Source organism: Pseudomonas sp. S3(2024), from assembly GCF_036861315.1.
Taxonomy (GTDB): domain Bacteria; phylum Pseudomonadota; class Gammaproteobacteria; order Pseudomonadales; family Pseudomonadaceae; genus Aquipseudomonas; species Aquipseudomonas putida_A.
The window spans coordinates 590,058-617,041 of the sequence record NZ_JAZAQQ010000001.1; the positions used below are offsets into that span (position 1 = coordinate 590,058).

The 26,984-nt window shown below is 61.8% G+C and carries 26 protein-coding genes; 4 read left to right on the top strand and 22 right to left on the bottom strand.

Translation table 11 applies throughout. The annotated features are described in order from the left end of the window. On the bottom strand, positions 1-776 hold a 776-nt coding region (locus VLA07_RS02820), incomplete at its 3' end, for a class I SAM-dependent methyltransferase (RefSeq protein ID WP_442969532.1). A gap of 93 nt (positions 777-869) precedes the next feature. Between VLA07_RS02820 and VLA07_RS02825 the strand changes: the two genes are divergently transcribed. After that, a complete protein-coding gene (locus tag VLA07_RS02825; protein WP_047293047.1) occupies positions 870-1,490 on the top strand; it encodes a hypothetical protein in 621 nt (206 codons plus the stop codon). 4 nt (positions 1,491-1,494) lie between these two features. Here VLA07_RS02825 and VLA07_RS02830 read toward each other — a convergent pair whose 3' ends face one another. From VLA07_RS02830 to ppc, 7 genes are all read right to left on the bottom strand, one after another. After that, positions 1,495-2,187: an extensin-like domain-containing protein gene (locus tag VLA07_RS02830; RefSeq protein WP_333988369.1), complete on the bottom strand. Its 693-nt coding sequence runs from the start codon at positions 2,185-2,187 to the stop codon at positions 1,495-1,497. A gap of 2 nt (positions 2,188-2,189) precedes the next feature. After that, positions 2,190-3,026: an isocitrate lyase/PEP mutase family protein gene (locus VLA07_RS02835; protein WP_333988370.1), complete on the bottom strand. Its 837-nt coding sequence runs from the start codon at positions 3,024-3,026 to the stop codon at positions 2,190-2,192. A gap of 33 nt (positions 3,027-3,059) precedes the next feature. Beyond that, positions 3,060-3,920: a DUF72 domain-containing protein gene (locus tag VLA07_RS02840; RefSeq protein ID WP_103368432.1), complete on the bottom strand. Its 861-nt coding sequence runs from the start codon at positions 3,918-3,920 to the stop codon at positions 3,060-3,062. Next, the gene (locus VLA07_RS02845; protein ID WP_003222071.1) at positions 3,920-4,228 is read right to left on the bottom strand and encodes a hypothetical protein; all 309 of its coding nucleotides are present in this window, start codon (positions 4,226-4,228) and stop codon (positions 3,920-3,922) included. Before VLA07_RS02845 ends, VLA07_RS02840 begins: the two co-directional genes overlap by 1 nt. 256 nt (positions 4,229-4,484) lie before the next feature. Continuing rightward, positions 4,485-5,159, bottom strand: coding sequence for a tRNA (adenosine(37)-N6)-threonylcarbamoyltransferase complex dimerization subunit type 1 TsaB (gene tsaB / locus VLA07_RS02850; RefSeq protein ID WP_333988371.1), 675 nt, complete (start codon positions 5,157-5,159; stop codon positions 4,485-4,487). Positions 5,160-5,252: 93 nt separating this feature from the next. Further along, positions 5,253-5,903 (bottom strand): adenylate kinase, encoded by a 651-nt coding sequence (gene adk, locus VLA07_RS02855; protein ID WP_102900560.1) that lies wholly within the window; start codon positions 5,901-5,903, stop codon positions 5,253-5,255. Positions 5,904-6,192: 289 nt separating this feature from the next. Then, complete coding sequence (gene ppc, locus VLA07_RS02860; protein ID WP_333988372.1) at positions 6,193-8,823, bottom strand: phosphoenolpyruvate carboxylase; 2,631 nt, start codon at positions 8,821-8,823, stop codon at positions 6,193-6,195. Positions 8,824-9,036: 213 nt separating this feature from the next. Here ppc and VLA07_RS02865 point away from each other — a divergent pair, with 213 nt between their 5' ends. From VLA07_RS02865 to VLA07_RS02875, 3 genes are all read left to right on the top strand, one after another. Next, on the top strand, positions 9,037-9,381 hold the full coding sequence (locus tag VLA07_RS02865) for a hypothetical protein (protein WP_007964220.1): 345 nt from the start codon (positions 9,037-9,039) through the stop codon (positions 9,379-9,381). 365 nt (positions 9,382-9,746) lie between these two features. Further along, the gene (locus VLA07_RS02870; protein WP_007964219.1) at positions 9,747-10,151 is read left to right on the top strand and encodes a DUF4398 domain-containing protein; all 405 of its coding nucleotides are present in this window, start codon (positions 9,747-9,749) and stop codon (positions 10,149-10,151) included. A 56-nt stretch (positions 10,152-10,207) separates the two neighbouring features. Next, positions 10,208-10,996 carry an OmpA family protein gene (locus VLA07_RS02875; protein ID WP_007964218.1) on the top strand — a complete coding sequence of 263 codons (789 nt, stop codon included), beginning with the start codon at positions 10,208-10,210 and terminating at the stop codon, positions 10,994-10,996. A 346-nt stretch (positions 10,997-11,342) separates the two neighbouring features. Here the strand turns inward: VLA07_RS02875 and VLA07_RS02880 are convergent, their stop codons facing one another. The 14 genes from VLA07_RS02880 to VLA07_RS02950 all read right to left on the bottom strand — a co-directional run bounded on the left by VLA07_RS02880 (position 11,343) and on the right by VLA07_RS02950 (position 26,954). After that, a complete protein-coding gene (locus VLA07_RS02880) occupies positions 11,343-11,672 on the bottom strand; it encodes a hypothetical protein (protein ID WP_007964217.1) in 330 nt (109 codons plus the stop codon). After that, positions 11,669-12,574, bottom strand: coding sequence for an alpha/beta hydrolase (locus VLA07_RS02885; protein WP_333988373.1), 906 nt, complete (start codon positions 12,572-12,574; stop codon positions 11,669-11,671). Before VLA07_RS02885 ends, VLA07_RS02880 begins: the two co-directional genes overlap by 4 nt. A 151-nt stretch (positions 12,575-12,725) precedes the next feature. Next, positions 12,726-14,003 carry a flavohemoglobin expression-modulating QEGLA motif protein gene (locus tag VLA07_RS02890; RefSeq protein ID WP_003222055.1) on the bottom strand — a complete coding sequence of 426 codons (1,278 nt, stop codon included), beginning with the start codon at positions 14,001-14,003 and terminating at the stop codon, positions 12,726-12,728. 24 nt (positions 14,004-14,027) lie between these two features. After that, entirely contained in the window at positions 14,028-14,585 is a 558-nt protein-coding gene (locus tag VLA07_RS02895) for a hypothetical protein (RefSeq protein WP_027610998.1), read from the bottom strand. Between the two features lie 149 nt (positions 14,586-14,734). Next, positions 14,735-15,448 (bottom strand): TetR/AcrR family transcriptional regulator, encoded by a 714-nt coding sequence (locus VLA07_RS02900; protein ID WP_007964212.1) that lies wholly within the window; start codon positions 15,446-15,448, stop codon positions 14,735-14,737. A gap of 105 nt (positions 15,449-15,553) precedes the next feature. Continuing rightward, on the bottom strand, positions 15,554-17,056 hold the full coding sequence (gene lysS, locus VLA07_RS02905; protein ID WP_003222049.1) for a lysine--tRNA ligase: 1,503 nt from the start codon (positions 17,054-17,056) through the stop codon (positions 15,554-15,556). A 112-nt stretch (positions 17,057-17,168) separates the two neighbouring features. Further along, a protein-coding gene (gene prfB / locus VLA07_RS02910) for a peptide chain release factor 2 (RefSeq protein WP_096795805.1) occupies positions 17,169-18,264 on the bottom strand; the annotation gives its coding sequence in 2 pieces (ribosomal slippage) (positions 17,169-18,191 and positions 18,193-18,264; 1,095 coding nt in all). 235 nt (positions 18,265-18,499) lie between these two features. Then, entirely contained in the window at positions 18,500-19,501 is a 1,002-nt protein-coding gene (locus tag VLA07_RS02920) for a diguanylate cyclase domain-containing protein (protein WP_025112221.1), read from the bottom strand. 48 nt (positions 19,502-19,549) lie between these two features. Further along, on the bottom strand, positions 19,550-20,560 hold the full coding sequence (locus VLA07_RS02925) for a chemotaxis response regulator protein-glutamate methylesterase (RefSeq protein WP_047601345.1): 1,011 nt from the start codon (positions 20,558-20,560) through the stop codon (positions 19,550-19,552). Further along, positions 20,557-22,851 carry a hybrid sensor histidine kinase/response regulator gene (locus VLA07_RS02930; RefSeq protein WP_333988374.1) on the bottom strand — a complete coding sequence of 765 codons (2,295 nt, stop codon included), beginning with the start codon at positions 22,849-22,851 and terminating at the stop codon, positions 20,557-20,559. Before VLA07_RS02930 ends, VLA07_RS02925 begins: the two co-directional genes overlap by 4 nt. Continuing rightward, positions 22,848-23,543 (bottom strand): chemotaxis protein CheW, encoded by a 696-nt coding sequence (locus VLA07_RS02935; protein WP_098967414.1) that lies wholly within the window; start codon positions 23,541-23,543, stop codon positions 22,848-22,850. Before VLA07_RS02935 ends, VLA07_RS02930 begins: the two co-directional genes overlap by 4 nt. Continuing rightward, entirely contained in the window at positions 23,540-24,817 is a 1,278-nt protein-coding gene (locus VLA07_RS02940) for a CheR family methyltransferase (protein ID WP_333988375.1), read from the bottom strand. The genes VLA07_RS02935 and VLA07_RS02940 overlap by 4 nt, the downstream gene beginning before the upstream one ends. Further along, on the bottom strand, positions 24,814-25,332 hold the full coding sequence (locus tag VLA07_RS02945) for a chemotaxis protein CheW (protein ID WP_027610993.1): 519 nt from the start codon (positions 25,330-25,332) through the stop codon (positions 24,814-24,816). The genes VLA07_RS02940 and VLA07_RS02945 overlap by 4 nt, the downstream gene beginning before the upstream one ends. Then, positions 25,332-26,954, bottom strand: a complete 1,623-nt coding sequence (locus VLA07_RS02950; RefSeq protein ID WP_097086396.1) for a methyl-accepting chemotaxis protein — start codon at positions 26,952-26,954, stop codon at positions 25,332-25,334. The genes VLA07_RS02945 and VLA07_RS02950 overlap by 1 nt, the downstream gene beginning before the upstream one ends. Positions 26,955-26,984 lie beyond the last annotated feature (30 nt).

Sequence of the window (26,984 nt, forward strand, 5' to 3'; positions counted from 1 at the left end):
TTGAGCGCTTTCTTCGGGTAGATGTCATACCGGCTCGACTTGCCATCCAGCGCATGACTCGGCTTCGGCCCCTCGATGCACGGCGCCTTGCGCGGGCGCTTGACCACCACCCGGTGTGTCGCCAGGGCCAGCGCCGCTTCGAGCAATGCCGGCGCATCCGGATCATCACCAACCAGCGGCCGGAACAGGCGCATTTCCTTCTTCACCAGCGCGGTTTTCTCGCGGTGCGGAAACATCGGGTCGAGGTAGATCACCTGCGGTGGCTCGCCCTCCCAGTTGCGCATGACCTCGATCGAGTTGCCCTTGAGCAACTTCATCCGCGCGACAATCGGCGCCACGTCGAAATCTTCCGCCGCCCGCGCCAGACCATCCTCCAGCAACGCCCCGATCAACGGCTGGCGTTCGATCAGGCTCATCTCGCAACCCAGACTGGCCAGCACGAACGCATCCTTGCCCAGCCCCGCCGTGGCGTCCAGCACCCGTGGACGCACACCTTGGGCGATGCCGACCGCCTTGGCGATCATCTGCCCGCTGCCGCCGCCGTACAGACGCCGGTGCGCCGCGCCCCCCTCGACAAAGTCCACCCGCACCGGTCCCGGCGCATCCGGGCCGAGCTGTTGCAGCTGCAAACCCTGCTCGCCGACCTGCAAGGCGAACTCGCCGTCGTCCTCCTGCAGCGGCAGGCCCAGGCGCTCGGCCCATTGCTCGGCTTGCGCTTCAAACGTCGGGCCGAGGGCCTGGACATGGATGCGGCAGGCCGCGGGTTGCTCAATCATGAAAACACGCTCAAAAAAGTTAAGGATCGGCAAAAAGTGGCCGATAAACCAATCAACGCGCATTTTGCCAGAGCTGAGCGTCAACCGAAAAAAATGTCAGGCATTCTTCCCACATCGATTGGCTACATTTCGCCCAAGGGCGACTTCAGCCGTCATAACACTCAAGCATTGGGCGGCGTCAGTCACCTGTGGCAGGATTTCTTTGCCCAGGCTCTGGCCGAACAGACGAGTGATGTGGTGCCGGCCTGTGGCACCTTTCCACCGGTTGACCTGAACAGCCCGGAAGAACCGACCCTGGGCAGCGAGCTGCACGCGCACATCGTCGAACAGCGTCAGTGCGACGTGGTCGAGACCGAAGTGCGTCCGCCGGAGCCGCTGTTCCTGCCGATCGCCGAGTTCGAAACCGATCTGCTGGACAAGCCGTTCCCACCGTTCCCGCCAGAAGAACTCAAAGCTCAGCAAGAGCAGCAGGACTTCGACAGCAGCTGGGTCCGTCCAATCGTGATCAACAATGGTCAGCCGGTGCCAGAGCCTGGCCCGGCGCCGCAAAAGAAGCCGCTGTACCTGCCGATTGCCGAATTCGACCTCGACCTGCTGCAAAAACCTTATCCGCCGTTCCCGCCGGAAGAAATCGTCGAGCAGCAGAAGGCTTTGGACTTCGATAACGGTTGGGCGCGCCCGATCGTCCTGCAGAACCTGCGCCTCGCCGCCTGATCCCTCAGCGACACACGCTCCAGCGCCCGACATCGACATGAAAGTGATTGCGGTGGGCGGCGTTGTAATCCGGACTCAACACCACACTGAACGCCTCACAGGCGCCATCGCGCACCTGCCGCAGAAACTGCGCATCCTGATTCTGCTTCGGCCAGTCCTTGAGCACGCTGATAGTGCGCCCGTCCGCCAGACGAAAACCGGCAATGTCCAGCGCATCGGCACTGGCATGCCGGCTGAGCGCCCCGCTCTCGCGGTTATAGACATTGCGGCAGGCGAAGCTGCCGAGGTGATCAAGGCGCGCCACCCTCTGCCCGTAAACAGATTGCGCGGCGGGTTGCAGGGTATGCCGTTCAAACATCGCGTAAGCCACCGCCAGCGGGCAACTGGCGAGGAAGCTGCCGCTCAGCGCCACCTCGCCGCCCTGCACGCGCACGGTGCCGATCAGCGGGCACTTGGCATCGGGACTGTCGGCTTGCGCGGTGACGCGCAGACCCGAGTTGCTCAGGACTTGTGCGCATAATTCGGGATTGCCGCGCAGGCGCATCAGCTTGAAACCGGTCAACCAGTTCGGCGCGGCCTTCACGTCCAGCGGCGCCCACGGGTTCCACTCGGCCGGCACATCGAGCCAGCCGCGCCAGACGCTGAACACGGCACCCGCGATGATCAGCAGTAGCGACAGCGCGATCCAGCGGCCCATGCTCAGCCTTTGAAAAACTGATTGGCCTTGGCGTACGGCATCGATTGCGACGTGAAGCCGAACGTGCCGTGCTGCTGGATCTCTTCAGCCGCGCGGAAGAACTCGCCGAACGCTGCCAAGGCCAGCGCCGAGCCGGTGCTGATCCTGCGCACACCCATTTCTTCCAACTCCCGTACGGTCAGTTTCAAACCGCCGGACATCAACACATTGACCGGCTTCGGCGCCACTGCGCGCACCACCGCCAACACCTCTTCGGCGCTGCGCAGACCCGGCGCATACAGCACGTCGGCACCCGCCTCGGCAAAGGCTTGCAGGCGGCGAATGGTGTCGTTGAGATCGGGATTGCCGTGCAGGTAGTTTTCCGCGCGGGCAGTCAGGATGAAGGGAAATGGCAGCGTGCGCACCGCAGCGACGGCGGCCTCGATGCGTGCAACGGCGTGTTCGAAGCAGTAGATCGGCGCATCGGCACGGCCCGTGGCATCTTCGATCGAACCGCCCACCGCGCCGGCCTCGGCCGCACGCAGCAAGCTTTTGGCGCACTCGGCCGGGTCATCGGCGAAACCGTTTTCCAGGTCCACCGCCACTGGCAGATCGGTCGCCGCGACAATCGCCCGGACGTTGGCCAAAGTGTCATCGAGACTCAGGGCGCCGTCAGCCTTGCCCTGGGAAAACGCGTGACCGGCGCTGGTGGTCGCCAACGCCTGATAGCCCAGACTGGCGAGCATCTTCGCCGAGCCGGCATCCCACGGGTTGGGAATCACGAAAATCCCCGCACCTTCATGCAGGGCCTTGAAGGCCTGGGCTTTGCGGGTTTGTTCTTGAAGGGCGTGGGCGTCCATCGGCAGGCTCCTGGGCAGGGGAAAAATCCGCCTTCAGAGCAAGCCGAGTTGCTCGGCGGCGGGTTCTCTGTATAGCTCAGGCAGGGATGGCAGGCCAGGCAAACGTTGCATCAATTGTGCGTGAAAACGTTGCGCCAGCTTCGCCGCCATGACGTTGTCGGCGGTGTGCAGGAAGATGTACGGCGTGCGGCCCTCTTCGATCCACTCGGCGATTTTAGCCACCCACGGCACCAGGAACGGATCATTGGCTTCCAGCTCCGGGTGGCCGATAAAGCGCACCTGCGGGAACTGGGTAAACGCCGCCGGCCGCGTCGGCACCCGCGGCTTTTTCGATTGCGCGTGGATCACCGAAGACTCGGTCGACAGGCAACTGAACAGCGCCCGTGGATCGAGGCAGATGCGCTCCACGCCACGGTCGAGCAGCAGACGATTGAGCAGGCGTTCGCTCTCGCCCTTGGCGAAGAACTGCTCGTGACGCACTTCCACCGCCAGTGGCCGGTCCAGCGCGTCGATGAACGCGGTCAGCTCCGGCAGACGATGCGGGGTGAAGCTTTTCGACAATTGCAGCCACAGCGGCGAAACACGTTCGCCGAGCGGGCTGAGGAGGTTTACGAAGGTTTCGGCGGCGGTCAGTTGATCGCGCAGATCACCGCTGTGGCTGATGTCGCCGGGAAACTTGGCGGTGAAGCGAAAGTGTTCGGGCATGGTCTCGGCCCAGCGCTGCACGGTGGCCGGCGAGGGGCTGGCGTAGAAGGTCGTGTTGCCTTCGACGGCATTGAATACTTGGGAGTAGAGAGCGAGGAAGTCGGAGGTCTTGGCGTCTTCGGGGTACAGATACTCGCGCCAGGCGTTTTCACTCCAGGACGGACAACCGAGGTAGTAAGGCAGGTCCATCAGATGTACAGGTCGAGGCCCAGCACATCCGCATCCCAATCGACAAAACCGGCGGTGCTCAGGTAGCTGGCCAAGGCCATCGCTACGCTTTTGCTCATGGCGCGGTGATAAATCATGTCTTGCTGACGGGCGGGCAGATTGGCCAGGCGTTGTGCGGAGGCTTTGGCAGCGCGGGCGGCCAGTTGCTCTTCAGTCGGGAATTCCAGCTCGCCGTCGATATCGTCGACGGATTCATCCAGCGCCACATTGCCTTTGCGAGGCTTGCGCTTGATGGGGTAGGACTGAGAGGAGAGGCCGTCTATACGCATAATTTCATGCTCGGTATCGATGATGGCAATTTAGCGGCACTTGACCGACTTAGCAAATTGCCGAGTGATAACTAGAACACATAAAGCGCAAAAGGTTTAAAGCCCGGGGTTGGAAACTGACGATTGGCAGTGACTTTAATTGAACACCGGACCTGTGGGAGCGGGCTTGCTCGCGAAATCGGTGTGTCAGGCACCTGGATAGAGACTGACATGGCCTCTTCGCGAGCAAGCCCGCTCCCACAGGTTTTGTGGTGAATCAGCGAGCCTTGGGGGTGGCGACTTTGTCGCGCAGGTAAACCGGTTGCGCGTCATCGGCAGGGATCGACTCGCCGCGTTCCCAGGCAAACCGCGCCAAGGTCAGCAGGTCTTCGGCGTGAGGCAGCATGCCGGCATCGGAGCCGGTGAGGTTGACCACGATCCGCTCGCCATAGCCCCAACCGGTACCTGCACCGAACCACTCACCGCTGGCATCGCCCGGCAGCGCCGCGACTTCCGGCGGCAGTACCGCCTCGACGCCGACCAGACGCATCTCGCCAGCCGTTTCGCGGTAGCAGCCCCAATACACTTCATCCATCCGCGCATCGATAGCCGCCGCGACCTGGCTCACGCCGTGTTCGCGATACGCACGTTGCGCCAGGACGGCGAGGTTGGACACCGGCAGCACCGGACGATCCAGCGCGAACGCCAGACCTTGCACCACACCGATGGCGATCCGCACACCGGTAAACGCACCCGGCCCGCGACCGAACGCGATGGCGTCCACCGCTTGCAGCGTGGTGCCGGCATCGGCCAGCAGTTGCTGGATCATCGGCAGCAGCTTCTGCGCGTGCAGACGCGGGATCACCTCGTAATGACTCGTGACCTTGCCGTCATGCAGCAAGGCAACGGAGCAAGCTTCGGTCGCGGTGTCCAGGGCCAGCAAGGTGCTCATCGATGTATCCAAAACAGGTGAGGGAAAAAGTGCGTCAGTATAAACAACTACGGCCCGCAAGCGGGCCGTGGATGATGCAGCCAATCAGCTTTTTCAGCTCAGCGCTTCAAGCACCTTGGCGGTGATCGCTTCAACCGAACCAACGCCCGGAATGTGGCTGTACTTTGGCTTGCCAGCGTTTTTGGCGGACAGGCTCTGATAGAACTCCACCAGCGGCTTGGTCTGCGAATGGTAGACCGACAGGCGATGACGCACGGTTTCTTCGGTGTCGTCCTTGCGCTGCACCAGCTCTTCGCCAGTGATGTCGTCTTTGCCAGCGATTTTCGGCGGGTTGTAGACGATGTGGTAAACGCGGCCGCTGGCCTCGTGAACGCGACGACCGGCGATACGCTGAACGATTTCTTCGTCTTCAACCGCGATTTCAACCACGGCGTCCAGCTCGACACCGGCAGTTACCAGCGCTTCGGCCTGTGGAATGGTGCGCGGGAAACCGTCGAACAGAAAGCCGTTGGCGCAGTCTGGTTGAGCGATGCGATCCTGCACCAGCGCGATGATCAGGTCATCCGACACCAGGCCGCCGGCATCCATGATGCTCTTGGCTTGAACGCCCAGCGGAGTGCCAGCCTTGACCGCTGCACGCAGCATGTCGCCGGTGGAGATTTGCGGAATGCCGAATTTCTCGGTGATGAACTTAGCCTGAGTACCTTTACCGGCCCCGGGAGCTCCCAGCAGAATGACGCGCATCGATGTGCTCCTCAATTTTTTATATAGAAAACAACGGGATTCGCCTCTTTGGGCCAATCTTAAAAAACGGGTCGTGGCCGCACAAACGGCCAAAGGCTGATCAAGATACACAGCAGGCTGCGCCCACACAAGACGCCAAAAGTCGGAGAAACCGGCGCCCGCCGCGACCTCGCGACGCGGTAACCCAAGTCGCAACCCCATCACTAACTGTCGCCTGACCGCACTTTCTCTCTGTGTACAAAGCGGCACCCGGCCTGTGCACCGGGTGCCTGATGCCACCGCAAAAACCTTAGCCGGTATTGCGCAACCCGGCGGCAATCCCCGCCACAGACACCAGCAGCGCCTGCTCCACCGGGCTGCCTTGCTCGACATTTTGCTGCCGTGATCGGGCCAACAGCTCGGCCTGCAATAGATGTAGCGGATCAAGATAAGTGTTGCGCAGACGGATGAATTCCAGGGTGTCCGGGCTATGTGCCAGCAGCTGCGACTGCCCGGTCAAGCCGAGCACCACCGCACACGCCTGCGACAATAGGTCGCGTAACTGCGCGCCCAACGGCAGCAAGTCCGGCTCGACCAGACGCTGGTCGTACGACAGCGCGATGTCAGCGTCGGCCTTGGCCAGGACCATTTCCAGCATGTCGATACGGGTGCGGAAGAACGGCCACTGTTCGCGCATTTGCCCGAGCAGTTCGCCTTCGCCGCGCTCCAGCGCCTTGCTCAACGCAGTTTCCCAGCCGAGCCACGCCGGCAGCATCAGCCGCGTTTGCGTCCAGCCGAAGATCCACGGAATCGCCCGCAGGCTCTCGATCCCACCGGCACGGCGCTTGGCCGGACGGCTGCCAAGGGGCAAGCGCCCCAGTTCCTGCTCCGGCGTCGATTGGCGGAAATACTCGACGAACTGCGGATTTTCACGCACCACGGCGCGGTACGCGGCGACGCCATCGGCGGCCAGTTCATCCATCAGGTGTCGCCATTCGGGCGTCGGTGGCGGTGGTGGCAACAACGTCGCTTCGAGCACGGCAGCCAGATACAGATTGAGGTTCTGCTCGGCGATGTCCGGCAGGCCGAATTTGAATCGAATCATTTCGCCCTGCTCGGTGGTGCGGAAGCGCCCCGCCACCGAGCCCGGCGGCTGCGACAGAATCGCCGCGTGCGCCGGACCGCCGCCACGGCCCACGGTGCCACCGCGACCGTGGAACAACAGCAGTTCGACTTGCTGCTCGCGGCAGATCTCCACCAGCCGCTCCTGCGCGCGATATTGCGCCCACGCCGCCGCGGTGGTGCCGGCGTCCTTGGCCGAGTCGGAATAACCGATCATCACTTCCTGCGGGCCTTGCAGCCTCGCGCGGTAGCCCGGCAGCAGCAACAGACGCTCCATCACCGGCCCGGCGTTGTCGAGGTCGGCGAGGGTTTCGAACAGCGGCACCACGCGCATCGGCCGCAGCACGCCGGACTCTTTCAGCAGTAGTTGCACCGCCAGCACGTCGGAGGCGGCGCCCGCCATCGAGATCACGTAGGAACCCAGCGAGGCGCACGGTGCGGCAGCGATTTCCTTGCAGGTGGCGAGCACTTCAGCGGTGTCGGCGGACGGTTTGAAATGCGCCGGCAGCAGTGGGCGACGATTGCTCAATTCGCGGGTGAGGAAGCTGATGCGCTGCTCTTCGTCCCAGTCTTCGTAGCGACCGAGGCCGAGGTAATCGGTGATTTCGGTCATTGCCGAACTGTGCCGCGTCGAATCCTGGCGCACGTCGAGGCGCACCAGGAACAGGCCGAAGGTCACCGCCCGACGCAGGCAATCGAGCAACGGCCCATCGGCGATCACGCCCATGCCACATTCGTGCAGCGAGTTGAAACACAGTTCCAGCGGATCGAGCAGATCGCGGTTGTTGTGCAACACGTCGGCTGGCGGTGGCGTTGTTGCGCTCAGCGAGGCGTGCGCCCAGTTGCGCGTGGCGCGCAGGCGTTCGCGCAATTGCTTGAGCACCGCCCGGTAAGGTTCGGCGCTGTCGCCGGCCTTGGCCTTGAGCGCATCGCTCGCCTGCTGCATCGACAGCTCGGCCGCCAGGTGATCGACATCGCGCAGATACAGGTCGGCAGCCATCCAGCGCGCCAGCAACAGCACTTCGCGGGTCACTGCGGCCGTGACATTCGGGTTGCCGTCGCGGTCGCCACCCATCCACGAGGCAAAGCGAATCGGCGCCGCCTCCAGTGGCAAGCGCAGGCCCGTCGCTTCATACAGCGCCTTGTCGGCCTTGCGCATATGGTTGGGAATCGCCTGCCACAGCGAATGCTCGATCACCGCAAATCCCCATTTCGCCTCATCGACTGGGGTCGGCCGCGTGCGGCGGATTTCTTCGGTGTGCCAGGCTTCGGCGATCAGTCGTTGCAGGGTGTTCTGGATCTGTTCGCGTTCGGCGCTGGTCAGATCGCGATGATCCTGCGCGGCCAGTTGCGCAGCGATCGCGTCGTACTTCTGGATCAACGTGCGCCGCGCCACCTCGGTCGGGTGGGCAGTCAGCACCAGTTCGATTTCCAGGCGCGCCAGTTGCCGCGCCAGGGATTCGGCGCTGTGGCCTTCATTGCGCAGGCGCGCTAGCAGTTCCGGCAGTACGCGAGACTCGAACGGCGCCGGTTGCGACTCTTCGCGGCGATGAATCAATTGATACTGCTCGGCGATGTTCGCCAGGTTGAGGAACTGGTTGAACGCCCGCGCCACCGGCAGCAGTTCGTCTTCGCTCAACTGATTGAGGCTGGCGCTGAGTTCGGCGTCCATCGAGCCACGGCGGTCGGCCTTGGCGCCCTTGCGGATCTGCTCGATCTTGTCGAGAAATTCCTCGCCGTACTGGTCACGGATGGTATTGCCCAACAGCTCACCGAGCAGGTGAACGTCCTCGCGCAAGCGTGCATCAATATCGGTCATCAGCAGTTCTCCAGCGGTAATCGGGACGGCGCAGAAACGAATGCTTTGCCCAGAGAGTGCCGCTCTACGGCGCTTCTTACAAGCAGACGACGAAGGGACTTTAAACCTTGTGGCTTGAAGCTAGTCTCAACAGTAAGCCGTACAACGGCTTGCCGCCGGCCCCGCCGGACACTCACCCAGGCCTGCCACGAGCAGGCGCGAAATGAGGTCATCATGAAAATTCGTGAACTCGCCCAGCATTGGGAAGAAAACGCCAAGGGTCGCCTGACCGACACCGGCTACACGATTCATCTGGACGTCGAGGCCGCTGCGCGACTGGCGGCGATCGCCGAGATGTACCCCAAACGCCACCCGGAAGAACTGCTCGGCGAACTGATCGGCGCCGCGCTCGAAGAGTTCGAGGCGAGCCTGCCGTATGTGAAAGGTTCGACCGTGGTCGCCACCGATGAGGAAGGTGATCCGCTGTACGAAGATGTCGGGCCGACACCGCGGTTTCTGGCGCTGTCGAGGCGGCATCTGCAGGATTTGTCGACTGCTGCCGGAAAGCAAAAACACTGACACAACAAAGATCAAACTGTAGGAGTGAGCCTGCTCGCGATAGCGGTGTATCTGTAGCTTTTGATGCTGACTGACACAATGCTATCGCGAGCAGGCTCACTCCTACAGGGTCGTGTTTCCTTTTGAAAAGTTGTCTGACTTTTCCCCGCGCGTACCTCTCCCCGCCTCCAAAGTTCCCGGTTTAGAGCCTTGTCCATCTGGTCAAAAAAAATTTGGCGATAGGCCATCTTTTCTGAACTTTTGAAAAACGCCTCCGGTCGGAAGCTGTAACCACGCCTGGAACGAGCGTTTCAAAAACGCGCTTTTACACGACGCTTGCGGCTCCTCGACCAGGATGGATTTTCGGTTTTATCAGGAGTTAAACAATGGAGTTGAAGACCATGAAGACCCAAACCTCGTTCTCCCACCTGCGCGGTCTGAAACTGGCTGCTCTGGCTATCGGTACCAGCTTCGTTCTGGCCGGTTGCGCCGGTAACCCGCCGACCGAGCAGTACGCCGTGACTCAATCGGCCGTCAACAGCGCCGTCAGCGCCGGTGGTACCGAGTTCGCTGCAGTGGAAATGAAGCAGGCTCAGGACAAGCTCAAGCAAGCCGAAATTGCCATGCACGACAAGAAGTATGAACAGGCTCGCACCCTCGCCGAGCAAGCCGAATGGGACGCTCGCGTAGCAGAACGCAAGGCTCAGGCTGCCAAGGCCGAACAGGCTGTGAAGGATTCCCAGAAAGGTGTTCAGGAACTGCGTCAGGAAAGTCAGCGCACCGTGCAGTAAGCGCGCATCCCGAATCGCAAAGCTGAAACTTTTATCGATAGAAAGGACGACAAATTATGCGTAAGCAACTGATGATCCCCGCTCTTCTGGCCGCAAGCGTTGCCTTGGCTGCCTGCTCTACTCCGCCTAACCCGAACCTGGAACAGGCGCGCACCAACTACGCCGGCCTGCAGGCCAACCCACAGGCGAGCAAAGTCGCTGCCCTGGAAACCAAGGACGCCAGCGATTACCTGGACAAGGCCGACAAGGCTTATCTGGACAAGCAAGACGCAGCCAAGGTTGACCAACTGGCCTACCTGACCAACCAGCGCGTGGAAGTGGCCAAGCAGACCATCGCCCTGCGCACCGCTGAAAACAACCTGAAAAACGCTGCCGCGCAACGTGCTCAGGCGCGTCTGGACGCTCGTGATCAGCAGATCAAACAACTGCAGCAGAGCCTGAACGCCAAGCAGACCGATCGCGGTACCCTGGTGACCTTCGGTGACGTGCTGTTCGCCACCAACAAGGCTGACCTGAAATCCAGCGGTCTGGTGAACATCAACAAACTGGCGCAATTCCTTCAGGAAAACCCTGATCGCAAAGTGATCGTCGAGGGTTACACCGACAGCACCGGCGCGGCTTCGTACAACCAGTCGCTGTCCGAGCGTCGTGCCACCTCGGTGCAAGTCGCTCTGATCAAGATGGGCGTAGATCCTTCGCGCATCGTGGTTCAGGGTTATGGCAAGGAATACCCGGTTGCTGATAACAGCAGCGTTTCCGGTCGTGCGATGAACCGTCGTGTGGAAGTGACCATTTCCAACGACAACCAGCCAGTGATGCCACGTTCGGCGGTCAGCTCGAACTAAGCAGCACGCGCTAACGCAAAAGCCCCGCCTGAGTGATCAGGCGGGGCTTTTTTTGGCCTTACACATTCCCCCCTTGTGGGAGCGGGCTTGCTCGCGAAAGCGGTGGATCAGTCGGAATATAGAGTGGCTGAGACACCGCTTTCGCGAGCAAGCCCGCTCCCACAAGGGGGGAATGTGTCAGGCCAAAAAAAGCACCGCCTGATCACTCAGGCGGGGCTTTTTTTGGCCTTACACATTCCCCCCTTGTGGGAGCGGGCTTGCTCGCGAAAGCGGTGGATCAGTCGGAATATAGAGTGGCTGAGACACCGCTTTCGCGAGCAAGCCCGCTCCCACAGTTTTTATCGGGTTATGGTTCGAGTTTTTGTGGGGTTTCCTGGCCCATGCAGCGCACGGCTTTTTTCTGCGCATTGATCAGCACCCCGGTCAGGCCTTTCTGCTCGGTGTCGAACAGCACCAGCACGCCATCGATGCACTGCGCCACTTGCGGCGCCGGGTCCAGTGAGACTTTGTAGTCTTCGCCCGGCACGGTCTTGAGCATGGTGAATTCGTTGAGCAGCAGCGCATCCTCGGGTTTGGCGAAGTGCAGGTAGCCGTAGTACCACAGGGCGCCGACGGTGCCGAGGATGCTGCAGATACCGGTGATGATCAGCGGGATGGCGTTACGTTCTTCAGTCATTGCGGACTCTCATCTTCAGAATTCGGGGGTTGCGGGTAGTTCGGGATCTCGCCGAGGCGGCGCAGGCCGTTGAAATGTTCGGGATCTTCCAGATAGCGCAGCATCACCTGGCGCCAGACCGGGTCGCCGAAGGTCTGCACGTGGCCGCCGCGGGTCAGCTGCAGCACGCGCGGTGGTGGCGCCGCCTGATACAGGCGAATGGCGTTGGCCATCGGCACCAGCGGGTCATCGATGCTGTGAAAGATCAGTTTCGGCACGCCCGTGACCTGCGGCATCGAGTTGATCGCGCTGTCGCCGTCCGGCACCAGCCACGACAGCGGTACCTGGAACGGCCAGGTCAGCCACGACGTGCTGAGGGCATATTGGCCGACACTGCGGTAACTGGCGGGCACACCGTCGAGCACGAAAGCCTTGAGCTGTTTCTGCCGCTCCGGGTGCTGCACCAGCCAATGCACGGCCATCGAGCCGCCGAGGCTCTGGCCGAGGAGGATCAGCGGTTTGCCTTTGACCTCTGGCGCCTTGTCGAGCCAGGCGAACGCAGCGTCGATGTCCTGATAGATCGCCGGCAGGCTCGGCTTGCCCTCGGACAAGCCATATCCGCGATAGTCCACCAGCAGCACCTGATAGCCGTTTTTCGGCAACCACCAACTGCCGCCGAGGTGCATCGGCAGGTTGCCGCCGTTGCCGTGCAGGTGCAGGACTGTGCCTTTGACTTCGACGCCAGGTTTGGCCGGTAGCCACCAGGCGTTCAGCTTCAAGCCATCCGCCGTGACCAGTGTGACGGTGCGGTATTCGAGCTTGGCTTTTTCCGGGGTGAAGATCTGGCCCGGCTCGGGGTAGAACAACAACGAACTGCAACCACTGAGGGTCAGGAGCAGGCAAAGGATACCGAGGATTCTCATCCGGTGAAACCTCGCAGAATTCGAATTGGAATACCGTCAAAAACTGTAGGAGTGAGCCTGCTCGCGATAACGGTGTGTCAGTCGATATTTATGTTGATTGATACACCGCTATCGCGAGCAGGCTCACTCCTACAAGGGATTTGTGTGTGGATTAGAGGATGTTGGAGTAATCCGCCTCGATCCGGTCCAGGCTCAAGTGATTGAGGAAGTTGGAGAAGCACATCCACGCCGACAGCGCGTTCATGTCGCGGAACTGCTCCGGCAGATATTTCGGCGGCACCACCAGACCTTCATCGACCAACTGACGCAGGGTACGCATGTCCTCCAGGGTGGTCTTGCCGCAGAACAGCAGCGGCACCTGCTCGAGCTTGCCTTTACGCACGGCCAACTGAATGTAGTTGTAAACCATGATAAAGCCCTTGAGGTAGGACAAGTCTTTGGTGAATGGCAGACCGGTCGGGGTCGAACCACGGAACACCCGGCTGGCGTTGCCGTAGCTTTCGGCCATTTCAAAGCCCTGTTCGCGGAAGAACTCGAACACCTGCAAAAAGTCCGCGCCCTCCTCGACCATGTGAATGGCGCGGGTGCGGTTGGTCAGTTTGCGCAGACGGCTTGGGTAGGAGGCGAAGGTGATGATTTCCATCAAGATCGCCAGGCCTTCCTGGGTCACCGTCGACGAGGGTGGGCCTTTGGACAGGAAGGTGCAGATCGGCTGGTTCAAGCCATTGAGCGTGGTGCCGACGTGCACCAGACCTTCGTGGACTTCCAGTGCACGCACGTCGCGGTCGTTGAACAGCGCGTCAGTGCGGATCTTGATGTAGTCGGCGCCTGCTGCCGCGTCGGCGACGATGCCATCGGACTCGAACACACGAATGGTTTCTTCGGCCTCGCCAAACACCTTGTTCAAGCGGGTTTGCAGCAGGTGCACGGCATCCTTGGCAGTGAGGATCTTCGGCTCGTCCTTCAGGTCGCCCCGGCCATCGATGTTGTTCAGGTAGTCGGACATCATCAGGCCGAGGTCGGCCAGGGTCGGGTCGCCGGCGTGGAACGCATCAGAGGCGGCGCCGTAGAGTTCCTGGGAGATCAGGCCGAAATCCTCGGTGCCGCGCGCTTCGAGCATGCGCACCACCATGCGGTATTCCTTGCACATGCGCCGCATGATCTGCCCGACCGGGTTGAACTGGCCGAGCTGGCGGGTGATGTCGCGCTCGATGTTCTGGAATTCCAGTTTGACCTTGCTCGAATCGAAGGACAGCGGCCGATTGAGGTAGTAGTCGCGATCCACCGCCGGCATTTCCTTGCCCTTGGCCTTGAGAAAGCCCTTGCGGATGTTCTCGTCCCACTTCACCGCATCGAGCACGCGGATCGGCGTCTGCGCCAGCACAATGCGATCGGACAGCGTGCGTATCGTCTGCTGGTAATCGTCCACCCGAAACTCCTGTAGAAAACTGAATTATTTGGCGCGGGCCTGGCGCTGATAGCGCGCGGCCTCGACGAAGACATCGGAATTGGCCGGATCGTCGAGGTAAGCAAAGACCTTGTCGAGGCGACTGTCGACCTGCACGCCGTCGCCGTCGTCTTCAGTCTGGAAAGCCTTGCCGTCAAGGGCTTGCTGTTTGATCGCCTGATTGATCTGTTCGAGGTCGAGGTTGTACACCACCAGCTCGTGTTTGTCGGTGAGTTCGAAACCGGCGATGGTGTATTGGCCACCGTAACGCGCCGGCACTTTCGCCGACAGGTACCAGCGACTGCCATGGCGCGACACGGTGAACGGGTACGCCTCGCGCTCGTGAGGCCGGGCCTTGAACCAGGTGACGGCCTGATAGCGATCGTTGCCGACGCGGGTCAGCTCAAGGTTCATTGGTTCGCCCCAGGCATTGGTGCTCGACCACGTGCCCAGCAGGCCCTTGGGCGCCGGGTCACTGGCAGGCAGCGGATCCTTGAAGGTCACCAGACAGCCACTGAGCAGCAGGAACGACAAGGCGATCAGCACGCCACGCCAGGCTTTCATTCAATACTCCCTATGAACATATCCCGCCCTGACGATCACCACTTTCACCTGTGGGAGCGAGCCTGCTCGCGAAAGCGGTGTGTCAGGCAACAAAGATGTTGAATGTCAGACCGCATTCGCGAGCAAGCTCGCTCCCACAGGGATTGGCGTCAGACAGAGGCCAGGACCAGATGCATGTACCGCGTCAGAATCCCGAGCATGTCCTGTTCGGCCAAAGGCTCGGCGTCGTTGAGCAGGCCCTGATATTCCATCCGTCCGATAATCGCCGTCAACACCTTGGCATCCTGCTGCGGTTCACGCGAGCCCAGCACCTGGAACAACTGGCAGGTGCCTTGCAGCAGAATCTGCTGATGCGAGCGCACCAGATCCGCCAGACGCGGGTTGAGCAGCGCTTCCTGGCGGAACGCCTGCTCGGCCATCAGGTGTTCGCGGCGATTGACCAGTTGCCGGTGCACATAGTCGGCCATCAGCCGCGCGATGTCGTCCGCCAGTTGCGAGCGCGACTCGGGGCTGCCGTCACCACTGACGACCATCTCGCGCAGCAGGCCTTCGTTGTTGATCCACAGCTTGGCCATGTAGGCCGCGCTGCGTTCGACGTATTGGGCGAAGGTATCGGTGAGCAGGTCATCGATATCCTTGAAGTAATAAGTAGTGGCCGACAGTGGCACACCGGCCTCGGCCGCCACCGCACGGTGGCGCACGGCGCGCACGCCGTCACGCACGACAATGCGCATCGCCGCGTCGAGAATGTCCTGTCGACGCTGCTCACTGCCCTGTCGGCTGGCCTTGCGGCCCTGGTACTGAACACTTTCAGCGACCGCAGTGGCGATACCCGCTGCACCTTCTTGAGCGATTGCAACCATCACGACTGGACTTCCTCTGCTATTGCAAAATTAACCAATTGATACATTTGTACCAGACAGGCAATAAAAAGCCGCCTGTTTTAGGCGGCTTTTTAACTGAAACGTTTACGCTTGCGGTCGCATGTGCGGGAACAGGATCACATCGCGGATCGACGGCGAGTTGGTCAGCAACATCACCAGACGGTCGATGCCGATACCTTCACCGGCCGTTGGCGGCATGCCGTACTCCAGCGCGCGCACGAAGTCGGCGTCGTAGTGCATGGCTTCGTCGTCGCCAGCGTCCTTGTCGGCCACCTGCGCCATGAAGCGCTCGGCCTGGTCTTCCGCGTCGTTCAACTCGGAGTAGGCGTTGGCGATTTCACGGCCGCCGATGAACAGCTCGAAACGGTCGGTGACGTTCGGGTTCTCGTCGTTACGACGGGCCAGCGGCGACACTTCGAACGGGTACTGAGTGATGAAGTGCGGCTGCTCCAGCTTGTGCTCGACCAGCTCTTCGAAAATCATCACCTGCAGCTTGCCCAGACCTTCGAAGCCCAGCACCTTGGCGCCGGCCTTCTTGGCGATGGCGCGCGCCTTGTCGATGTCGTTCAGGTCATCGGCGGTCAGCTCAGGGTTGTACTTGAGGATCGAGTCGAACACCGACAGACGGGCAAACGGCTCGCCGAAGTGGAACACCTTGTCGCCGTACGGCACGTCGGTGCTGCCCAGCACCAGTTGTGCCAGTTCACGGAACAGTTCTTCGGTCAGGTCCATGTTGTCTTCGTAGTCGGCGTAAGCCTGGTAGAACTCCAACATGGTGAATTCAGGGTTGTGACGCGTCGAAACGCCTTCGTTACGGAAGTTGCGGTTGATCTCGAACACTTTCTCGAAACCGCCAACCACCAGACGCTTCAGATACAGCTCAGGCGCGATACGCAGGAACATTTCCATGTCCAGCGCATTGTGGTGGGTTTCGAACGGCTTGGCTGCGGCGCCGCCAGGAATGGTCTGCAGCATCGGCGTCTCGACTTCGAGGAAGTCGCGCTTCATCAGGAAGCTGCGGATGTGCGCGATCACTTGCGAACGCACGCGGAACGTCTGGCGCACGTCTTCGTTGACGATCAGGTCAACGTAACGCTGACGGTAGCGCTGTTCGGTGTCGGTCAGGCCGTGATGCTTGTCCGGCAGCGGGCGCAGCGACTTGGTCAGCAGGCGCACGTTGGTCATTTCGACGTACAGGTCGCCCTTGCCGGAACGCGCCAGGGTGCCTTCGGCGGCAATGATGTCGCCCATGTCCCAGGTCTTGACGGCGGCCAGGGTGTCTTCGGACAGGGTTTTACGGTTGACGTAGACCTGGATGCGACCGGTCATGTCCTGGATCACCATGAACGAGCCACGGTTGAGCATGATGCGACCGGCAACCTTGACCGGGATTGCAGCCTCGGCCAGCTCTTCCTTGGTCTTGTCCGCGTATTTCTTCTGCAGATCTTCGCAGTAGTTTTCGCGGCGGAAGTCGTTCGGGAAGGCGTTGCCCTTGGCGCGCTCGGCAGCCAGCTTTTCCTTGCGCAGGGCGATCAGGGAGTTTTCTTCCTGTTGCAGGGCTTGCGGGTCGAGTTGTTGGTCGCTCATGTCTTCAGATATTCCATCAGGTTCGTTGCCCCCGGGCCTGGCGGCCCGGGAATCGCCAGCAGGGCTGGCTCCTACAGGGATCGCGTTGCATCAGCGACCCTGCGTGCGTCTTTTACAGCCCCGACTTCAGGCTGGCTTCCAGGTATTCATCGATGTCGCCGTCGAGCACCTTGTCGCAGTCGCTGCGTTCAATGTTGGTGCGCAGGTCCTTGATCCGCGACGCGTCGAGCACGTACGAACGGATCTGATGACCCCAGCCGATGTCCGACTTGGTGTCTTCCAGCGCCTGGGAAGCGGCGTTGCGCTTCTGCATTTCCTGCTCGTACAACTTGGCCCGCAGCATTTTCATGGCGGTGTCCTTGTTGGCGTGCTGGGAACGCTCGTTCTGGCAGCTGACCACGGTGTTGGTCGGTACGTGAGTAATACGTACGGCCGAGTCGGTGGTGTTTACGTGCTGACCACCGGCACCGGAGGAACGATAGGTGTCGATCCGCAGGTCTGCCGGGTTGATTTCGATTTCGACCTTGTCGTCGATCTCTGGCGAGACGAAAACCGCAGAGAACGAGGTGTGGCGACGGTTGCCGGAGTCGAACGGGCTCTTGCGCACCAGACGGTGCACGCCGATCTCGGTACGCAGCCAGCCAAAGGCGTATTCGCCCTTGATGTGCACGGTCGCGCCTTTGATACCGGCGACTTCACCGGCCGACAGTTCCATGATGGTCGCGTCGAAACCGCGTTTGTCCGCCCAGCGCAGGTACATGCGCAGCAGGATGTTGGCCCAGTCCTGGGCCTCGGTGCCGCCGGAGCCGGCCTGGATGTCCAGGTAGGCGTTGTTCGGGTCCATCTCGTGGCTGAACATGCGGCGGAATTCAAGCTTGGCCAGTGACTCTTCAAGCCCTTGAAGCAGTTCAACGACGTCGTTTACCGCGCCTTCGTCGTTTTCTTCAACGGCCATGTCGAGCAGCTCGCGGGAATCGGCCAGACCACTGGACAGCTCATCCAGGGTGTCGACGATCTGCGCCAGCGATGCTCGCTCGCGGCCCAGTTCCTGGGCGTATTCAGGTTTGTTCCAGACTGCAGGATCTTCAAGCTCGCGATTGACTTCGATCAGACGCTCATGCTTTTGATCGTAGTCAAAGATACCCCCGAATAGTTTCGGAGCGCTCGGACAGGTCCTTGATGGTGTTCAGGATCGGGTTGATTTCCATGACGGGCAGCACTCGTTGGCGAACTTTTGAAAGCCGGCGAGTATAACGTAATCAGGCTGTGACGGCAGCCCGTCTGGCGGCTGTTAAGGCGATTCACTTGACATGGCCTGATGCGCATCCTCTGTGGGAGCGGGCTTGCTCGCGAAGGCGGTGTGTCATTAAGCATTGATGTCGAGTGATACTCCGCCTTCGCGAGCAAGCCCGCTCCCACAGGGGATTTGCAGGTTCGAGAGACCTATTCGATACCCACCTGATTACGCCCGTTGTTCTTCGCCAGATACAACCCGCGATCCGCCGCCGAAATCAGCAGCCGGCAATCGCTGCCCGCCTGCGGCACCATGGTCGCCAGGCCGATGCTGATGGTCAGGCTCGCCCCGTCGCCCGGGGTGTTGTGCGGAATCTTCAGCGCCGCCACGGTCTGGCGCAGTTTCTCCGCCACCAGGCGTGCGCCGCCCGGCGAGGTATTCGGCAGCACCAGGGCGAACTCTTCACCGCCGTAGCGGGCCGGCAGGTCCGACGGTCGGGCGCTGGCGTCGCGGATCGCCGTGGCGACCTTGCGCAGCGCCTCATCGCCTTCAACATGACCAAAACTGTCGTTGTAGGACTTGAAGTAATCGACATCAATCATCAGCAACGACAACTGGCTCTGGTCGCGCAACGAGCGGCGCCATTCCAGCTCCAGGTACTCGTCGAAGTGCCGGCGGTTGGACAGTCCGGTCAAGCCATCGGAGTTCATCAGCCGTTGCAGCACCAGGTTGGTGTCGAGCAACTGCTGCTGACTGACGCGCAACGCACGGTACGCCGCATCGCGCTGCAGCAGGGTCATGTAGGAGCGCGAGTGATAGCGGATGCGCGCCACCAGCTCGATGGTGTCCGGCAGTTTCACCAGATAGTCGTTGGCCCCGGCGGAAAACGCCGCGCTCTTGATCAGCGGGTCTTCCTTGGTCGACAGCACGATGATCGGGATGTCCTTGGTCGCCGGATGATTGCGGTATTCGCGCACCAGGCTCAGGCCGTCGAGGCCGGGCATCACCAGGTCCTGCAGAATCACCGTCGGCTTGATCCGTACCGCCTGGGCGATGGCCTGGTGCGGGTCGGAGCAAAAGTGGAAGTCGATGTTCTCTTCATTCGACAGCCCACGGCGCACGGCTTCGCCGATCATCGCCTGATCGTCCACCAACAACACCATGGCGGCGTTTTCGTCGGTTTTAATGTCGTCGATCTGTAAATCATTCATGGGCGGTCACCTGAGTACTGCGGGGGCCAGGATTGCGGAATAGCCTGTTCATTTGGGGAATACCTCCAGCAACCGTGGCGCTATCTTTTCCAGTGGACGGATTTCGACGGCCGCATCGATCGCCGCTGCTGCCTTGGGCATGCCGTACACCGCACTGCTTTGCTGATCCTGCGCGATGGTCAGATAACCCTGCTGGCGCATGAGCTTAAGCCCTTGCGCCCCGTCGCGTCCCATCCCGGTCAATAAAACCCCGATGGCATCGCCGTTCCAATAACTGGCGACACTTTCGAAAAACACGTCGATCGAAGGTCGGTAGATCTCGTTGACCGGCTCGGCGGTGTAGGCCAGCGTGCCGTTTTTCAATAAGCGAATATGGTGGTTGGTGCCGGCCAGCAGCACCGCGCCGGCCTGCGGTGGCTCGCCTTCGCGGGCCAGACGCACGTCAAGGCCACTGGCGCTGGCCAGCCATTCGGCCATGCCCGCGGCAAACACCTGATCCACGTGCTGCACCAGCACGATGGCGGCCGAGAAATTGCGTGGCAGGCCCTTGAGCAGGACTTCCAGCGCGGCCGGTCCGCCGGCAGACGAGCCGATCGCCACCAGCCGCTTGCACGACGCCGAACTGCGGTGAGGCGTCGGCACCGGACGCGAGCGCGGGGTTTTCTCGCCGATCAGCCAGCCGATGTTGAGGATCTTGCGCAGCAACGGCGCCGCCGCTTCCTGCGCGTTCCCCGCACCAATGGCCGGGGTGTCGACCACGTCCAGCGCGCCGTGGCCCATGGCCTCGAAGACCCGGTGCACGTTTTGCTGACGGTCGACCGTGACGATAACAATCGCGCACGGGGTTTCGGCCATGATCCGTCGCGTGGCCTCGACGCCATCCATGACCGGCATGATCAGGTCCATCAGGATCAGATCCGGGGTGTTTTCGGCGCACAGACGCACCGCCTCGGCGCCGTTGTTGGCGACCCAGACCACCTGATGCGCCGGCTCGAAGGCCAGCGCACGGCGCAAAGCCTCCACCGCCAGGGGCATGTCGTTGACGATTGCGATTTTCATGCCCGCGCTCCTCCAATGAGCTCAACCACTGCATCAAGCAGGGCGTCGTCATGAAAACTGGCCTTGGCTAAATAATAGTCGGCGCCAGCGTCCAGTCCACGACGCCGGTCCTCTTCACGATCCTTGTACGAGACCACCATCACCGGCAGCGATTGCAGACGGTTGTCGCGGCGCAACAGGGTGACCAGTTCGATGCCATCCATGCGCGGCATGTCGATGTCGGTGATCAGCAAATCGAAGTCCTCCGAACGCAGCGCGTTCCAGCCGTCCATGCCGTCCACCGCGACCGCCACGTCGTAGCCGCGATTGAGCAGCAACTTGCGTTGCAACTCGCGCACGGTCAGCGAGTCATCGACCACCAGAATCCGTTTGCGCGCCACTTCGGCGGCCTGATTGCCATGGCGAGCAATACGCTCCAGACGCCCGGTGTTGAGCAGTTTGTCCACCGAGCGCAGCATGTCCTCGACATCGACGATCAGCACCACCGAACCGTCGTCGAGCAGCGCCCCGGCGGAAATATCCTGAACCTTGCCCAGTCGCTCATCCAGCGGCAGCACCACCAGCGTGCGCTCGCCGACAAAACGCTCGACCGCCACCCCGTAGACCGCGTCACGCTCGCGGATCACCACGACCTTGAGGGTTTCGCCGCTGCTCTGACTGGCCGGACGATTCAGCAACTGGCTGGCCGCGACCAGCCCGACATGCCGACCTTCGTGCCAGAAATGCTGACGGCCCTCGATCTGCACGATGTCCTGTGGCTCCAGATCGCACATGCGTTCGATATGCGCCAGCGGAAACGCATAAGCCTCCTCGCCGACTTCCACCACCAGACTGCGCACCACCGACAGGGTCAGCGGCACTTCCAGATGAAAGCGGCTGCCCTCGCCCGCCGTCTGCTCCAGCACCACCGCGCCGCGCAGTTGCCGCACCATGTGCTGCACCGCATCGAGACCGACGCCACGCCCGGACACTTCGGTGACCGTGTCGCGCAGGCTGAAACCCGGCAGAAACAGGAACGTCAGCAACTCTTCTTCGCTCAATTGTGCGGCGGTTTCTGCCGGTGACAATTGGCGTTCAACGATGCTGCGGCGGACCTTTTCCAGATCGACGCCATTGCCATCATCGCTCAATTCCAGCACCAGCAAACCGGCCTGATGCGAGGCACGCAGGCGGATCAGGCCTTCTTCGGACTTACCCTTGAGCAAGCGTTGTTCCGGGGTTTCGATGCCGTGATCGACCGCGTTGCGCAGCAAATGAGTCAGCGGCGCTTCGAGTTTTTCCAGCACGTCGCGATCGACCTGGGTCTTCTCGCCCTCGATCTCCAGCCTTACCTGTTTGCCGAGGCTGCGCCCCAGGTCTCGAACCATGCGCACCTGACCGGTGAGCACGTCGGCGAACGGGCGCATGCGGCAGGCCAGCGCAGTGTCGTAGAGCACCTGGGCGCGCTGGCTGGCTTGCCAGGCGAACTCGTCGAGCTCGGCGTTCTTTTCCGCGAGTAATTGCTGAGACTCGGCCAGCAAGCGCCGCGCATCTTCAAGGGCTTCCTGGGCCTCAAGGCTCAGCGCATGTTCCTTGAGATGCACGTTGAGGCTTTCCAGTGCCCGCAGGCCATTATTCTGCATGCGTTTGAGACGCTGCATGGTCGCCAGATGCGGCTTGAGGCGCTGGGTTTCGACCAGCGATTTACTCGACAGGTCGAGCAGGCTGTTCAGGCGTTCGGCGGTGACCCGCAGCACGCGCTCGCCGCCCTCGGTGGTGCGCTTGTTCTTGCGCGGTGCCGGGTCGGAGGTTTCCAGCGGTGTCTCGATCACTTGCGCCGGGGTTTCAATCGGTGCGGGCGCAGACGTCGGCGCCTGCATCTGCAACTCGGCCATCGGCGTTGGCGCCACTGTGGGCGCTGCCGAAGGGTCGAGCAGGAGTCCCATCAACGCCACATACGCTTCGATGTCCGCTGCTTGCGGAGCATTCGCTGGCGTGGCGATGCGCATCAACAGATCGGTGCCTTGCAACAGCGCATCGATGTGCTCCGGACGCAACAACAGCCGACCTTCCTGCGCGCTGACCAGGCAATCTTCCATCACATGGGCGACGCTGACACCGCTGTCGATGCCGACGATCCGCGCCGCGCCCTTGAGCGAGTGCGCCGCACGCATGCACGATTCCAGATAGTCGGCCTGAGTCGGGTTGCGCTCCAGCGCCAGCAGCCCGCTGCTGAGCACCTGGGTCTGGGCTTCGGCTTCCAGGCTGAACAGCTCCAGCAGCGAGGCGTCGCGCATTTGCTCGGGGGTCATGTGAGGCTCCGGGTCACGGCGGACAGCAGCTGTTCTTCATCCAGCCAGCGTAGGCTGCGCCCCCGGAATTGCAGGACACCACGGGTGTATTTGGCGCTGGCCGTGCTGTTGTGCTCAGCGCCGGCACGCGACGCGGCGTCGAGAATTTTTTCATCGATGGCGTGGATGCCGTCGACCTCGTCCACCGGCACCACCACCGGTCCGCCGTGGGCGGCGATGATCAGCATGCGCGGCATGATTCGCGCGCCAGTGGCCGGTGCGGCGTTGCCATCAAGGTCGAGCAACTCGACCAGCGACAGGCACGCGACCAACGCCCCGCGCACGTTCGCCACGCCAAGCAAGGCCCGCGAACGCTGATGCGGCAACGAGTGAATCGCCTGCAGCGGCGCCACTTCCACCAGACTGCGAGTCGCCAGTCCCAGCCATTCTTCGCCGAGGCGGAACATCAGCAGCGAACGGGTTTTCACATCGGTTTCGACCGCCACGGCGACCGGATCGCGTTCGTCCTGCTGCAATGCATAACGGTCCAGCAGGCGCGTAGCGGCGGCGGAATACACCGCGCAGTTGCGGCAATGAATATGCTCGGCCAGCAACGGGCACGACTTGTCGCCATGAATACCGATACGGTTCCAGCAATCATCGATGGCCCGGGCGTCTTCGTGGGTGACGTTCAAGGTGTCGGACGGGATCATCGTTTACGCTCACTGTCGGCGGTGCGGCCGCTGCGGGCGGCGCGTTCCTGCAATCGTCTGGCACCGGCGCTGTCGCCCTGGGCCTGCAGCAAGGCGGCCAGGTGCATCAACGCTTCGGGGTGTTGCGGTTCAAGGTACAAGGCCTTGCGGTAATGACTCTGGGCTTCGAGCGCGGCACCGGCAACATCGCTGAGCAGACCGAGCCAGTAAAACACCTGCGCCACCGGTTCGTGACTGCGCAGATACTGCTCGCATGCCGCGCGGGCCTCGGCGCTTTTGCCTTCGTTGGCCAGCGCGGCGATGTTGGCGAGCAAGGTCGCCGCGTCCGGGTTGGCGCTTTTGCTGCTGACGGGCAACGGTGCAACGCTGGCAAACGGCCGCGGACGCACCGGCGGCGATACTGGCGGCGGACTGCGCAGCGGTTGGCGCACGGGCAAAGGGGTCGGGGTGGGCAATGCCACAGGTTCGGGCATGAGTTCAGCGTGTCGACTGAAGGCAAACGACTGCGGGATGCCGATCGAGCGCATGCCCAGGCGCCCAAGCAGACTGCCCTCGGCCGGGCCGATGAACAACACGCCATCAACGTGCGTCAGACGCTTGAGCACTTCGAAGACTTGCTTCTGCGTCGGCTGGTCGAAATAGATCAGCAGGTTGCGGCAGAACACAAAATCGAACGGCGGCTCACCCGCCAGCAGCGTCGGATCCAGCACATTGCCGGCCTGCAGGCGCACCTGCTCACGCACCGCTTCGCTGACCCGATGGCCGTCCTGCTCGGCGGTGAAATGACGCTCGCGAAAATCCAGATCCTGCCCCCGAAACGAGTTCTTGCCGTACAACGCCCGTCGCGCCTTGTCCACCGACAGCGGGCTGACGTCCATGCCGTCGACCTTGAACTGATGCGGCTTGAGCCCGGCATCGAGCAAGGCCATGGCAATCGAATAGGGTTCTTCGCCGGTCGAGCACGGCAGGCTGAGGATGCGCAGCGCGCGCATGTTGTTCAATTCGTCCAGACGCTTGCGCGCCAGCTTGCCGAGGGTGGCGAAGGATTCCGGATAACGGAAAAACCACGTTTCGGGGACGATCACCGCTTCGATCAACGCCTGCTGTTCGTCCCGAGAACCTTGCAGCAGTTGCCAGTATTCATCGCTGTGCGCGGCTTGCGAGAGCGTGGTGCGTTGGCGCACCGCGCGCTCGATGATCGCCGGCCCCACCGACGTGACATCCAGGCCGATGCGTTCCTTGAGGAAATCGAAAAAACGCTGGTCGCTGCTCATGACTGCGCCCCAAGCGGCGCCGGAAACAGCAGGCTGCGCACCGCGTCATCCAGCAAGTCGTTGACCCGCACCCACTGCACCAGCCCCTGGGCATCTTCGCGCACCGGGCCGAGGTACGGCGCCTGACGATTGTCCAGGCCATACGGCTGAAAATCCTCGGGGTTGCAGCGCAGGGTATCGGTCGCCTGTTCAAGGATCAGCCCGAGCCAGCGCGACGGCTGCTGTTCATCCGGACGGTAATGCACCAGCACCAGCCGCGTACTGGTGCGCGCCTCGGCGGGATGGCCGAAAGTCAGCGCGCTGAGGTCGATGGCCGGTACCACCGCACCGCGATAGGCGAACACCCCGGCGACCCAGTTCGGCGCTTGGGCAATCGGCTTCAACGGCAGGCGCGGCAACACTTCCGCCACCTCGGTGGCGCGCAAGGCGTAACGCTCGCTGCCGATGCGAAACAGCAGGAACAACGCCTGCTTCGCCACCGGCGCAGCGCTGCGTTTGGCGGTGACTTCGCTCATCAGACTTTGAATCGCGAAACGCCGCTGCGCAGCCCGACGGCCACCTGGCTCAGTTCGTCGATGGCGAAACTGGCCTGACGCAGCGACTCGACGGTCTGGCTGCTGGCGTCGCCCAACTGCACCAGCGCATGGTTGATCTGTTCGGCACCGGTGGCCTGGGCCTGCATGCCTTCGTTGACCATCAACACCCGCGGCGCCAGCGCCTGCACCTGATGGATGATCTGCGACAGTTGCTCGCCGACCTGCTGCACTTCGGCCATGCCCCGGCGCACTTCTTCGGAGAACTTGTCCATGCCCATCACGCCAGCAGACACCGCCGACTGGATCTCGCGGACCATCTGCTCAATGTCGTAAGTGGCGACGGCAGTCTGATCCGCCAGACGCCGCACTTCGGTGGCGACCACGGCAAAACCACGACCGTATTCGCCAGCCTTCTCTGCCTCGATGGCAGCGTTGAGCGACAGCAGGTTGGTCTGGTCGGCGACCTTGACGATGGTCACCACCACCTGATTGATGTTGCCGGCCTTCTCGTTGAGGATCGCCAGTTTGGCATTGACCAGATCGGCCGCGCCCATCACCGAGTGCATGGTGTCTTCCATGCGCGCCAGGCCTTGCTGGCCGGAACCGGCAAGCACAGAGGCCTGATCGGCGGCGGTGGACACTTCGGTCATGGTGCGCACCAGATCCCGCGAGGTGGCGGCGATTTCACGTGAGGTCGCGCCGATTTCGGTGGTGGTGGCCGCGGTTTCGGTGGCGGTGGCCTGTTGCTGCTTGGAGGTGGCGGCAATTTCGGTCACCGAAGTGGTCACCTGCACCGAGGAGCGTTGGGCCTGGGACACCAGCGAAGTCAGCTCGGTCATCATGTCGTTGAAGCCGGTTTCCACCGCGCCGAACTCGTCCTTGCGATCCAGATTCAGCCGGCTGCTCAAGTCTCCGGTACGCATGATTTCGAGGATTTTCACGATGCGGTTCATCGGCGCCATGATCGCGCGCATCAGCAGCAGACCGCAGGCACCGGCCGCCAGCACGGCCACCAGCAGCGAGACGAACATGCTGACCTTGGCCGCCGCCACGGCTTCGTCGATGTTGGCCATGGCCTGATCAGCGACCCGCTTGTTCTCGCCGATGATGTCGTTGAGTTTCATGCGGCCGGTGTACCAGGCCGGGGTCAGCTTCTCGGTGAACAGCTTGACAGCCTCGGCTTCCAGATTGCGCTTGTGCAGATCGAGTACCTGATCCTGAATCTGCATGTAGGTGTCGTGATCCTTCTCGAACGCGGCGAACTCGACCCGGTCTTCGTCGGTGGTGACGGTGTTGCGGTAGTTGGCCATCTGCTCTTGCAGACGGTTTTCGAACGCCTTGTAGTCCGCCGCATCTTCACTGCTGATACCCTGCCCTTCCTTGAGGCCGAGCAGTTCCTGGGTCTGCAGATAACTGTCGACCCACGCGCCGCGGATCATCGAGCTGTAATAGACGCCGGGAACGGCGTCATCACGCACGCTGCTTTCACTGGCTTCGATTTTCAGCAGGCGGGAATACGAAACGACGACCATCAGCAACATGATGGCGATAATCACCGCAAAGCTCGCCAAAATGCGTTGGCGCAACGTCCAGTTCTTCACAGTGATTCCTCGTGCCTAAGTCGAAATGCG